The organism is Paenibacillus luteus (assembly GCF_006542765.1).
In the GTDB taxonomy this organism is placed as follows: domain Bacteria; phylum Bacillota; class Bacilli; order Paenibacillales; family Paenibacillaceae; genus Pristimantibacillus; species Pristimantibacillus luteus.
The window spans coordinates 149,942-162,851 of the sequence record NZ_SKCD01000007.1; the positions used below are offsets into that span (position 1 = coordinate 149,942).

Consider the following 12,910-nt stretch of genomic DNA (forward strand, 5'->3'; position numbering starts at 1 on the left):
TTCCCTGGCTGAAACATACTCCCAGCAGCTAGCGGCTATCGTTCTCGCCGGCCTGTATTTGTTTCCGTTTTGATACCTATTTGTAACTGTTCTGTTACGCATTTTCCAACATTCAGGCCTATACTTGCTATACAACGATTTATCTTCCAGAGGGGCTGAACAACATCTTTATCACCGGTACGAACATCCACCACCGCTACACCCGCTTTTTTCTGCTGACCCGCCTTACTTTCTGCATTCTGTTACCTTCTTTAAGCAAAGGAGGAGCCCGACATGCCTAAGCCTATTGGCAGCAGCAGCCGTTACATGCCGGGAATCGACGGCCTGCGGGCTATAGCTGTCCTGGCCGTTATTGCCTATCATTTGAACGTAAAATGGGTACCTGGCGGCTTGCTTGGGGTAACCCTATTTTTTGTCCTCTCTGGGTATCTCATCACGGACATTCTGCTCAAGCAGCTAAATCAAAATAAGAAGCTTAACCTGAAAACATTTTTAATCCGGCGTGCCCGCCGTTTACTGCCTGCTATGTTCATTATGCTAGCTGCCGTTTCTTTATGGCTTGCCATGAGCGACGCTAACCGTCTGCTCTCCTTGAAAGGCGATATCGGCTCGGCACTGCTTTATATTAGTAACTGGTGGCTGATTTTTCATGAAGTATCCTACTTTGAAAGCTTCGGTCCCACCTCCCCATTCGGCCACTTATGGTCACTTGCCGTAGAGGAACAATTCTATCTCGTTTGGCCGCTGCTGCTGGTCGCCGTCATTCGCTTCGTGCCCAAACGTGGCAAGCTCGCTCTCTGGACGCTGGCTGCTGCCGCCTTATCCGCTGGCGCCATGATACTGCTATACCAGCCGGGTGCAGATCCTAGCCGTGTATATTACGGCACAGACACCAGAGCCTTCTCCCTTCTTATAGGAGCAGCGCTTGCCATTGTATGGCCGAGTTGGAAGCTGTCCGATGCGATCTCCTCCCGCAGCCGCATGCTGCTCGATACAGCCGGAACCGCGGGCCTTGTCATTGTTTTACTTATGATCGGAAAAGTCGGCGAGTACGATTCCTTCCTTTACCGCGGCGGCATGGTACTGTTCTCTGTTGCAACGGCCGTCGTGGTTGCAGCCCTTGCCCATCCCGCAAGCAAACTTGCCCGCCTCGTCGGCAGCAAAGCGCTTACGTGGATAGGCGTTCGTTCCTATGGCATTTACTTGTACCATTATCCGATTATTGTGCTGACTACACCTGCCGCTGAGAGCGGTGAACTGCACCCGCTTCGGGCAATGACGCAGGTCGTGCTAACCTTGATTTTGGCTGAGTTGTCTTGGCGGTTCATTGAAGAACCGATCCGCCACGGCGCACTGGAGAGATTGGCAAGACTATTGAAGCAGCAAGCTGTACGCCGTATCCCCTTTGGTCGAATCAAACGGTCAGCCGGCTATTTCACCGCATCGGTGCTTGTCGTTACCACCGTATCCTGTATGAGCAGCGCCGATTTGCAATCTGCCAGCGTGAATCTAAAAAATTTGCACTCCCAAATTGTAAATGCCAACAACGAGGAGGAAACTCCGCCAACAGATCACGTTAAGCAAGGCGAGTTGGTTGCGGAAGTTACGCCTCACCCAGAGACAACGCTCGAGCCTCATGAGCCGCAGAAGCAAGAAAATAGCAAACCTGCCCGGCCCGTAAAAAATGAAAGCCTGCCGCCAGCTGTCGATCATGCCGTGGTAGAGCAGCCTGCCCCTACGGCTTCTCCGGCTCCGGATACCGAGAGCGTCCCATCCGAAGGCTCCATTAGCCCTGCTCCGGAACAAGAACCGGCAGGCTCCGACAAGGAACCCGTAGAAATTACAGCTATCGGCGACTCCGTACTGCTGGATGCGGGACCCTATCTCGAGAAGTGGTTTCCCGGCATCGTGATCGATGGAAAAATCGGCAGGCAGTTCCGCCAAGCCGCTTCCATTGTTGAATCCATGAAAAGCAGCAACCAGCTTGGAGATACGGTCATTATCGAGCTTGGCACAAATGGGATCTTCACAGCGAAGCAAATGAGTGAACTTCTGGAGACAATCGGAAGCGAGCGCCACATCCTGTTGATCAACACGCGAGTGCCTCGCAAATGGCAGGATTCCGTTAATGAAATGCTCGCGGAAACGGCTGGCAGCAACGAAAATGTGACGCTCGTCGACTGGTATGCAGCTAGTAAGGACAAAGAAGACTTTTTCTCCGCCGATGGCGTGCATTTGAACAAAGAGGGGGCAGAATTTTATGCCGACCTGCTGGCAAGAGGCATTAACGGCAAAATAACGGAGGAGGAGTGATAAGTGGCGAAATTGCTGCCCTTCTGTTAACCCATGCAAATAAGACTACACCTTGAAAAATAACGGCTAAAAAGCCGTTATAGCAAGGTGTAGTCTTATTTTAACGAGTCACATTAAAGTATAAATTTTATTTCTTTCCCCTGATTCTATCATTTAAATCCAATTCCTCGATGATATGAAAAAAAACAGCCATCTCATCATAAACATTCCTCAGATCATACTCACCATATTTCTTCTTGATGCCCCTATCAATAAAGTTTTTTTGTGACCATACAGCAACAAACATATAAGAATGATGGAATGAGATCATCATCGGGCTTGTATATCGTTTACAGAAATCAAGCAATTGAACCATTAATGAAGGGCTTAGAATGCTGCGTGCTTCGATTTCATTATCCGTACGTACAGTAAAGTATTGATTAAACTCAGCATGTTCAAGTTCAATTGTAGACTTTGCCTTCTTGCTGGTCGTCGAAGCAGCATTTTGCAGCATTTTTGCAAAAAAACTACCCATCTTACTATTGGACTTTAAATAATTTGTTTCTACTACTGTTAGGCCAGCAAAGTCCCTTTTGAAATCAGCTATGAATAACACACCGTTAAAAGCGACATTCCTTTGTTTTGTAGTATAGCCATCCGCATCAGAAAAGTGATCCTCTGTTGTAATTTTCAATTCAGACATATGAAATTCGGTTACGCCATATTTCCCTTCAAAGTAATCTTCTCCTGTTATATGCCTATTTTCAAACACGAACAGCTCGCTCGCATCAATCCATTCATCACTAATTCGAGCATCATGCGCATAATGACAATATTTTTCATATTGATCTGATTCATAGGGAAGCTTCGCAAACTTGAGCATATTGTCTGCCAAAGCGCCAATTACTGCTTGCTTCAGCGCCGCATTGTAGACTGCTCTCCCTTTAGTAAACACACGAAATGTATACCACAGGGATACCAGCCATACAACAATAATAAAAATAGTTAGAAGAGAGTATTCCACGTTTAGAAAAGTAACAACTAAAATAATCGTACAAATCAAAAATACAGCCGCTGCCCTAAGCCTTTTTTTATTCGTATCTGCTTTAATTTGCTTGAGCTCGTCATAGGGAAGGTTGACATTAGTCATAGCAATTTCATAAGTGGGAAGCATTACTCCGACCTCCTTTAAGAATTTTTATATTTATATCGGCTTTATTTGTTCATTATTAGAGAGTAAACCTTTATTTAGAAAAATAACTACCTGCTTCAATTAAAAAAGGAGCGCTCCAGGATTGATGTCCCTGAAAGCACTCCTATTTGCTCTATTCCTTTACAGCTGCATGAACTCATGAGGAGGAAGACATTCGGCAGCTGTCCAAAATGGCGATAATCATGTCTGGCTGCATTCTTGCTGCGGCTCTGATCAGCTAATCTGAATATGCCTAGCTTAACCTCAGTTCGAACAACCGAGCGGTTTTCACCACAGGCAGCGTTACTTCCAATACACCTTCTGCGGCAAGCCATTGGCATTCCGTGCCTTTCGCCTCTTTAGGATAGGCGCATACCGCTTCAAGCGGCTGTCCCTGCCAGCGTGGAAGAGGCAGCTTCACGGAAGCATCTTCTCCGGCGATCCGCCAAACCGCCACATAGATTCGATCATCGTGATAGAGGCCGAAGCTTACAAAGTCCGCTTGCTGCGTAGGCAATCCTAGCGGCCAGAAGGGCAGCGCCTCGGGAATGTCGCCCCGAATTTTTTTGTAATAATCGAGAGCTTCCTTGACGAGCTCCTTGCGGCGCGGGCTCAGCTCGGCTAAATGCCCGCTCTGGTGCACCCTAAGCAGCAACGCGTTGACCATATTGAAAATCACTTCCTCGTCGTCGCCCTCACGCAGCGGATAAGACCAGATGGCCGATTGCTCCGGCGTTAACGCCGCCGGCGAGCTTGCCGCGATCGCCGCATATTTCACATAATCCTCTTGGTCGCTGGTCGATTGAATGCTGTGACGGCTAAGCATCGCGTAATCCATCCGCATTCCGCCGCTGGAGCAGTTTTCGATCACCAAATCGGGATACTTTGCAAAAATATGGTCCAACCAGCTTAGGTAGGCTCGGTTATGTTGAAGAAGGCCCTCTCCATAGCTGTCCGCCGCCGTTTCCGTTCCGATGCCCGCGTTAATATTATAGTCCATTTTGATATAACCAACGCCGTAGTCCTCGACCAAGCGGCGAATGACTTCATTCGCATGGCCGATGACCTTCGGATTGCGATAGTCCAGCTGGTAACGGCTGCGATCCTTGACCCGCTTGCCATGACGCATGAAGAACCAGCTGTCATCGGTCTCCGCCAGCTTCGGACTATTAATGCCCATCACCTCAAGCTCCAGCCACAAGCCGGGTATCAGGCCTTTGCTGCGAATATAATCGAGCACGTATTTGATTCCCTCCGGGAATCTCTCTTCGGAAGGCAGCCACTCGCCTACGCCGTCCCACCATTCCCCGGGCGCATACCATCCCGCATCGATACAAAAATATTCGCATCCGACCTCGGCAGCCGCATCAATCAGCGGAAGAAGCTTAGCCGTCGTGGGGTCACCCCATAAGCAGTTCATATAATCGTTGAAAATCACCCGAAGGAGCTGATTATCCTCATTCGGTCTCCGAATGAGACGGCGATAGGCCGTCAACTGCGCAATAGACTCCTCGAAGCCACCTTCTACCGAGCCAATGGCCAGCGGCACAGACACAAACTCCGCTCCCGGCGCCAGCTTCAGCCACCAGTGGTTGTCATGCTCGGTTGGGCCGCTAATCAGCACCGTCAGCCAGTCCGATTGCTCGATAATCTCCCAGTGCCAAGAGCCGTTATGCTCGATTTGCCAGAAGAGGCTCGTTCCTGCCTCCTCGTTCTGCAGCACAGCCATGGGGATGTGCTCCGCGGCGGACCAAGAACCCGTATTGCTGCAGGAGACCCGCTTGGAGCCACGGTCGATCAGATGCGACATGCCTAGCTCCGGCAGCGTGTACGAACGCCATTGCAGCTCGCTTTGCCAGCCGTTATGGGCAAGATACAGCCTCATTTTGTCATCACGATCCTGGGTGCCTTCCTTATCCAGACCCGTCAGCGCAAATGAAGATACATATTCGATCTCAGCAGCCTGCACTCCCTCATTCCTAAGAACCGTCCAGCTGCGAACCGTCTGTACGCCGTCATAGAACTGAAAATGCTGAATCGCCTTTAGGCCCGTTTCTTCATCGCGCAAGCCAAGTTCGAACTTGCGTCCAAGCGAATTGCGGGTATCCTCATGCCCGTCATAAACCATCCGTAATCCGGGGTACGTCGCCCGATGAGTCCGACCGTGGTATTCCGCGCGATCCTCGCCCGTAAGCTGCAGTTCCATAAGCCGGAAGCCCGGCTTTTGCTTATCCTGTATCACACTGGCAACAAGCGGCTGCGCTCCGAAATGAAGAAACAGCACATCGTTGCTATCCGTAATTTCAAAATTCAGAAATAGCCCGTTTTCGTTGACATCTATTCTTTTGCTCATCGCTATTCCACATCCTGTAATCGTTTTTGGAGTCCATAAAACAGCTTAACTCAGCACTTTAAAAGTGCTGAGTTAAGAGTTAGCCTATGGCAAAGCTTATTCCGCAGATCCGAATTGAACCCAAGCCTTTTGAATTTCGTCAATCGCTTGATCCTTCGTTTTGCTGCCGCCAATATAACCTTGCATCAACTCACCAAATTTTTGGTGGAACGTATCCAGAGAGTAGTTCACCGACAGATCGCCGGATTTTTCTGTTTTTAGAATCTCTTCCATTTGCTTAGGCATATCCAGTTCAGGAAGCGGAGCATCCTTGATTGGAGGAATAACCTTCGCTACGCTGGAGAACCAGTTTTTGCCGTAATCGGAAGTGTAAAGCCAGTTGAAAAACGCAATCGTTTCGTTGACAACTTTAGAATCCTTGTTGATGCGAAGCGCTTGGTCAGCGCCAGTAACAAGCAGGTTTTGCTCTGCTTTCTCGCTCACTGGGTAACCCACGATTCCAAGCTCAAAATCAGGTGTAATTTTTTTGATCGCTTCTTCGTCCCAAGCGCCCTTGCCTGTCATAAATGCAGCTTTGCCGGAAGCAAAGTCGCTGACTTCTGCGTTGCTGTCACGCTCAAGCGGCTTGCTTGTACCATGCTGAACCGTTGTATCGATGAAAGCGAAGAAGTTATCTTTCAGTACTGGGTGATCGTTAAACGTCGTTTTGCCGGCGATGAAATTTTCTACCAGCTCTTTCGGCGTAATGCCTGCATCTTCGGCAGCTGCATTGACGAAGTTTTGGAAAATATGCTTCCATACCCACCACTCTTTGTATGCATTCGCGAACGGCGTAATGCCTTTAGCTTCTAGCTTCGTAATGGCATCTGCCATTTGCGAAGTTGTTTTCGGCACTTCCGTGATGCCAGCGTCAGCCAACAATTTTTTGTTGTAAACCATGTTCATCAGGTTGCCTTTGACAGGGAAGCCCAGCACCTTGCCATCTTTGGAGCTCATGTTGATTTTAACGGAATCCGTCATGGCTGCTGCAAGCGGCTCATTCGTCAAATCCGCGCTGTATTCTGCAAATGTATCGATGTCGCCGCCTGCCGTTGTCTGGAATACGTCCGGCGTGCTGCCTGCCGCGATCTTCGATTTCAAGACCGTGTTATAATCGGCTTGCATAATTTCCAAGTTGATCGTTACGTTCGGTTTTACTTTCTTGTATTCTGCGATGTATGCATTGAAAGCATCTGTGTATTCTGGAGAGGCGGTGAACATGTTGATTGTAACCGGTTTATCCGAGGCCTCTGTGTTGCCGCCCGTATTCGTACCCTCGTTGTTGCCTGTCGTATTGTTTTTGTCGCTGCCGCAAGCAGCAAGTATTCCGATAATCAGCACGAGGCTGACGGACAGTGCCAGAAATCTTTTTAACATTGTAATGCCCCCATTTCCTTCATTGGTTGTGGTCTACGATGCCTATTCTAAAGAAAATGAAATCGGATAAGAATGCACATAAGTGAAGTCTTAAGGGTAAAAAAGTGTCATGCTGCCCGTTGTTCACTTTTTAGCTATCCCCATTGGAGGACCGAAATTCCGAAGGCGATACCGAATAATAATTGCGGAACGCCTTGCTGAAGTAGTTCTTGTCTTTATACCCCAGCATCTCTGAAATATCCTGAATCTTCAGGTTCGGATCGCTGAGCAGCTCCTTTGCCTTGTCCATTCTTACCTTCTGCACATACTCATGAATGCCGAAACCGAACTGCTGCTTAAACAGCTTCATCAAGTATTCCCTGCTCAAAAAATATTTGTCGGAAAACATCGAGATCTTTATTTCCTCAAAATAATGATGATCAATGTAGGCTTTAATATCCCCTACTTCAAACGGCTGATTCGTCATTTGCGATTTCCTAATTTGACCGCTGAAAAAATCCAATATGGCATATAGAAGCTGCTCATACTGCTCGATATTTCCAAAATCGGTAGAGATGCCAATGCCCCGCAGTGCATGGTCGCCTGTAAGCGGAAGCTGCTCAGGCTTCACGCCCAGCTCCAGCGACATGTCATTCAGCAGAATCACAAACTCATGCAATGCCCGGTCTGCTTCTCCAATACTGAATTGCTCCGAGGCTTTCCACCTTTTGATATACTCGCTCACAAGCGCCTTCGCATGTTGAGGGTTTCCGCCCTCCAGCGCAGTGCGGATATTTAGAATCCGGCTGGTCAGCGACTGGTTGTCTTTCGGAGCGGATACGTTCTTATCCGCGGCATTGGTTACCGTAGCTCCTTTCAGCCTAAGCAGATCAATCCCGCTAATGGCGCCTTTGGCCATCTCATAGGACGCTGCGATTTGCATGACATCGGGGCTGGAATGTCCGATTCCTGCCGCTACTACAATGCCAAAAAGCTCCTTTAACGTCGAAATGACCTTATTCATTTGATGCATGGAATGGTACGCGATATCCTCCGCATAACCGCCATTCATTGTCAGGATCGCAATGAGCTCCCGCTCCTGCTTCGGGCTCGCAAAGCTGAATGCGCCAAAATGGTCGCCAGCAATTTCATTCATGACATTTGCCACCGCAAAATGCAAAAGGTCGGTGTCCTCATGAAAGCGGCTTTTCCGAATCTGCTCCAGATTTAAGACGCGGAGCACGACCGCCGTAAAGCGGTTGCCGGGATCATCCGCCCCGATTAAAGGCAGGAAGGCCTCATTGCTTTGGCTTTTGAAGCTGCGCTCAATAATGGACAAATACACTTTTTCCTTGAGACGCGGCAGCGACATGTTGAGCGTGATATTGCGATTGATAAAATCGCTGTCCTTCTTCCGCTTCGCATCCAACACGTCGATCGCTTTGCGGAGCGATTGGTTCAAGTCGTTGCGATTCACCGGCTTCAGCAAGTAATCGACGACTTTAGAACGTATCGCTTGACGCGTATATTCGAAGTCGTTATAGCCGCTAATCACAACTGTCAGCAAATCGGGATAATCGCGCTCGATCATCTGCAGCAGCTCCACGCCGTTTACTACAGGCATCTTCATATCCACCATGGCCAAATCTATTTTGTGAGCAGCCAGCATCTCTAGTCCGACCTTGCCATCGGTTGCTTCAAGCACTTCTGTCACGTTCAAGCCCTTCCAATCTCCTAATATGCGAATGGCCTCGCGAAGCGGCTCTTCATCATCAATAATTAGCACTCTATACATGGCTGATTCCTTCCCGCGGTAACCGCATCTCCATTGTTGTTCCAAGCTCGTCTGTTTCGATCCGAAGCATCGCTTCGTCTCCGTAAAGCAGCCTCAGGCGGGTATGCAAATTCACAAGCCCGATGCTCTCCTCCACATCCTCACGTTCCTCCCACTCGCTCAAAAAGGATTGCCTCACCTCTATGAGCCGCTCTGGCGTAAAGCCTGGTCCATTGTCATGCACGGATATGACGGCATGCTCTTCGGTCAGCTTGGCCCGGATATCTATCGTAATCGTGCTCGATACTTTCTCCAGCGCGTGCTTGATCGAGTTTTCCACTAAGGTTTGAAGCGACAGCTTCGGTATTTCCAGCGCCATAAGCGATTCATCCCATTCATAAGTCATCTGCAGGCGGCTGCCGAAGCGCGCCTTCTGCAGCGACAAATAATGTTCGATATGCTTCAGCTCCTCGCGCGACTGCACGATATCTTTACCGCTTATGCAATAACGCAGCGTTAATGCTAGGGAGTCAACCATATCAACGATGTCAAAGCGTTCACTCTTGAGCGCTTTCGTCGAAATGGCTTGCAGCGCATTATATAGAAAATGCGGATTAATTTCAGCCTCCAACGCTTTCAATATCGCATTTTTCTCCACCAGCTTCATCTTGTAGCGTTCATTGATGAGATCATTCGTCCTTCTCACCATCTGGTTGAAATGACGGGACAAATAAGCAATCTCGTCTCGGCCTCTTACCTCTGCCTCCGCATCGAAATGCCCCGTACTGAAGCGATTCATCTGATAAGAAAGCTTCCTCAGCGGCTTAGTAATCGCATTAGAGAAATACGTAACCGCAATAATCGAGAGCAGCAAGAACAGAAAACCGATTGAAAAGCTGATGTTGCGTGTCGTTCGGGCCGCCTCATAGATTTGCGTATAAGGAATCGGCTTAACGAGCCTCCAGCCCTCTTGCTCACCGATGTCATAAACGACAAGGTACTTCTGTTCTTCCTCCGACCAGGTCAGCTGCCTGCTTGATGGTTGTCCCAAACGTTCCAATAAGCCTCCAGCCTTAGCCCGCTCATAAAAAGCAGGATCATCCGTATAAAAGGGCTCATTATCCGGACTTAAATACAGCAAATGCTGACCTGCATCGAAGGGTATATCCTTTAATATTTCGTCTCTGACCGAGGAATCGTAATAAAATGACAGCACGGCCTGAGGCTGCCTCGATACGATCGAGCGAAGCACCCGGTGATAGGCCATAAAGCTATTTTCCGTGTCTACCGGATACCCAGGCTCCGAGTCTGCTTCAACAAACGACTGGTACGAACGGTTAAAAGGGCTAGACATCGCCTTCTCGTACCATGGCAGCTTGGTGATGGCAGGGTCCACGCCCGTACGAACGGTAATATTATAGCTTTCCTTCGATATGGCATAATATTTTTTCTCCTTCACCACATAGAGAAAGATCGCTTCCAGATCATTTCTGGAATAATACAGCTCCCGCAAATAATCCTCCAAATACATCTTCGAAGCATAATCCACCGACTCATGCGTAATGGCATAAGTAATTTCATCATAGCGGATCTGCGGCAGCGATAACTGCTCCATTCCTTTCAAATAGTCCTCCATGTTCTGGTTAACGAGCAGCAGGTTGTTTGAAGTGCTGGCTATGCTGCTTGTGACCGACTCCTTCTGCAGCATTTGATATGAAATATAAGTCAGCGACCCGACCACGAGTATAATAATGGACGTGAAAAGCAAAATAAGCTTGTTCACCAGTCTTCTCGACATGCGCTCGGCTATTGCTTTAACGGCTTTCCCAGCTCGATTTATGATCATTTCCCTCTTCCCTTCAGCCCGGCATTCCGTTCACCTTTTTACCCCTAACTGATTTCTTAAATCCATTTTTGCAGGTGGGCGGCTGTTTTATAATACACATTATAACGAATGGCGATGGATTGAAAACAAAAATGTACAGCCTCGGAAACGAGCTCTGCCTGTGTTCCCGCGTTAGCCGTTCTGCCTTTCATCATGGCATACGCCAATCACGCTTGTATAGCAGAAGCAAACAGCCATTAGACGAACAGAGAAGAAAAGAGGTGCGTTGATGTTTAAAGCATTAGGGAGAAAATGGAGCGAGAAGCTCGAATTCGGCATCTTCACCTTGCCGGTATTAATTTGTATCGCCGTAGCGTTCTATATCCCGTTCGCCATGACCATCCGTTATTCCATGACCAAATGGAACGGAATTTCCAAGCATCCAACCTTCGTTGGGCTTGATAACTTTAAGCAAATTTTTACGGGCGATGCCAACTTTGCAAGCTCCGCATGGTTCACGATCAAATATGCGGTTTTGTATATCGTGCTCGTGAATGTGCTGGCCATTGTGCTGGCTGTTATTTTGGATATGAAGCTCAAAACGACTTCATGGCTGCGCGCCGCTTTCTTTATTCCCTATATTCTAAGCCTCGTCATCGTTGGCTTTATCTGGAAGTTTATCTTTATGCAAGGCTTTGAATCGCTTGCGCAGAGCACGGGCTGGGGCATATTCGACCTAAGCTGGCTCGGCGAGCCCGGGCTAGCCTTCGTCTCGATCCTGCTGGTCTCGATTTGGCAGTCAATCGGTTTCTACTTAGTGATCTACATTGCCGGCTTGCAGTCGGTGCCGGATGATCTCAAGGAAGCCGCAACCGTCGATGGCGCGGGTCCGTTAAGACGCTTCTTCAGCATTACGCTGCCGCTGCTAGCGCCGTCCATCACGATTTCCGTCTTCATGGCGTTGACCAACTCCATCAAAGTCTTTGACGTCATCCTGTCTTTGACTGGCGGCGGACCTGGCGGAACGACTTATAGTATCGCTTATGACATTTACAGAGATACGTTCCAAAACAATCTTTATGGCTACGGAACAGCCAAAGCGCTTATCCTATTCGTTGCGGTATTGTTCGTGACTATCATTCAATTGACGATCTTCAAACGCAGGGAGGTTGAAGCCTAATGAATACGCATGCCAAAGCAAGAACAGGGCGCATCGTACTGGAAGTCGTCATGGTGCTTCTCTCGCTTGTGTTTCTCTATCCCTTATTTCTGGCGATCAACAACTCGTTCAAGAGCTTCGGCGAGGTCATGACCGATGTCGTGGCCCTGCCAAAGCAGCTCGTATTCGAGAACTATTCCTACGTATGGTCGTTCATCAACTATCCGAAGCTGTTCCTTAACAACTTTATTATTACGACCGTGGGACTTGCCGGCATTATTCTTGTCTCCTCCATCGCAGCCTATAAGCTGGCGAGAACGAAGACGCGTTGGAGCGGCCTAATCTACCTGCTCTGCATTATGCCGATGCTGATTCCGTTCCAATCGATTATGCTTACCGTGCTTCAGCTTGCCAAAAACTTAAACTTGTCCGAGAGCACTTGGGGGCTCGGCATTCTTTACTGGGGCTTCGGCGCACCGCTCGCGGTGTTCATCTATCATGGCTTTGTGAAGGGCATTCCGAAGGAAATCGACGAGAGCGCTACAATTGACGGCGCTTCCGGCTTTAAATTATTTTTCCTAGTGATATTTCCGCTCCTTAAGTCGGTTACAACAACGATCGTTATCATTGATGTCATGTGGATCTGGAATGACTTCCTGCTCCCGCTGCTCATGGTTAACGGCTCGCCCGACACCAAAACCTTGACGCTCGCCGCTTACACCTTCGTCGGCCAATATACTTCCGACTGGCAATATGCGATGACCGCCATGGTCATGGCCGTGCTGCCATCGATTATCGTGTTCATCTTCCTGCAAAAGTACATCGTCAAAGGCGTTGTAGCCGGCGCGGTGAAAGGTTAAGAAAGCAAACGCAAAGAAGGCAGCTGCCCTCCGAAGAGGATAGCTGCCTTTTTCGTATAC

Annotated in this window: 9 protein-coding genes; 3 read left to right on the plus strand and 6 right to left on the minus strand. The window is 48.7% G+C overall.

What is annotated here, in order from left to right; translation table 11 throughout:
• The first annotated feature begins 273 nt into the window (after positions 1–273).
• Positions 274–2,313 carry an acyltransferase family protein gene (locus E0496_RS05595; protein ID WP_141500664.1) on the plus strand — a complete coding sequence of 680 codons (2,040 nt, stop codon included), beginning with the start codon at positions 274–276 and terminating at the stop codon, positions 2,311–2,313.
• Between the two features lie 127 nt (positions 2,314–2,440).
• On the opposite strand, the gene E0496_RS05600 is transcribed toward E0496_RS05595, so the two are convergent.
• From E0496_RS05600 to E0496_RS35510, 6 genes are all read right to left on the minus strand, one after another.
• Complete coding sequence (locus E0496_RS05600) at positions 2,441–3,466, minus strand: DUF3137 domain-containing protein (protein ID WP_141500665.1); 1,026 nt, start codon at positions 3,464–3,466, stop codon at positions 2,441–2,443.
• A gap of 271 nt (positions 3,467–3,737) precedes the next feature.
• Positions 3,738–5,837, minus strand: a complete 2,100-nt coding sequence (locus E0496_RS05605; RefSeq protein WP_141500666.1) for a glycoside hydrolase family 36 protein — start codon at positions 5,835–5,837, stop codon at positions 3,738–3,740.
• A 96-nt stretch (positions 5,838–5,933) separates the two neighbouring features.
• Positions 5,934–7,253 carry an ABC transporter substrate-binding protein gene (locus tag E0496_RS05610; RefSeq protein WP_139996731.1) on the minus strand — a complete coding sequence of 440 codons (1,320 nt, stop codon included), beginning with the start codon at positions 7,251–7,253 and terminating at the stop codon, positions 5,934–5,936.
• Between the two features lie 130 nt (positions 7,254–7,383).
• Positions 7,384–9,027, minus strand: a complete 1,644-nt coding sequence (locus E0496_RS05615; protein ID WP_141500667.1) for a response regulator transcription factor — start codon at positions 9,025–9,027, stop codon at positions 7,384–7,386.
• Positions 9,020–10,852, minus strand: coding sequence for a sensor histidine kinase (locus tag E0496_RS05620; RefSeq protein WP_141500668.1), 1,833 nt, complete (start codon positions 10,850–10,852; stop codon positions 9,020–9,022). The genes E0496_RS05615 and E0496_RS05620 overlap by 8 nt, the downstream gene beginning before the upstream one ends.
• Before the next feature lie 56 nt (positions 10,853–10,908).
• Positions 10,909–11,046: a hypothetical protein gene (locus E0496_RS35510; RefSeq protein ID WP_161601324.1), complete on the minus strand. Its 138-nt coding sequence runs from the start codon at positions 11,044–11,046 to the stop codon at positions 10,909–10,911.
• Positions 11,047–11,120: 74 nt separating this feature from the next.
• Between E0496_RS35510 and E0496_RS05625 the strand changes: the two genes are divergently transcribed.
• Both E0496_RS05625 and E0496_RS05630 read left to right on the plus strand, forming a co-directional pair.
• Entirely contained in the window at positions 11,121–12,011 is an 891-nt protein-coding gene (locus E0496_RS05625; RefSeq protein WP_139996728.1) for a carbohydrate ABC transporter permease, read from the plus strand.
• Positions 12,011–12,850 (plus strand): carbohydrate ABC transporter permease, encoded by an 840-nt coding sequence (locus tag E0496_RS05630; protein WP_139996727.1) that lies wholly within the window; start codon positions 12,011–12,013, stop codon positions 12,848–12,850. Before E0496_RS05625 ends, E0496_RS05630 begins: the two co-directional genes overlap by 1 nt.
• Positions 12,851–12,910 lie beyond the last annotated feature (60 nt).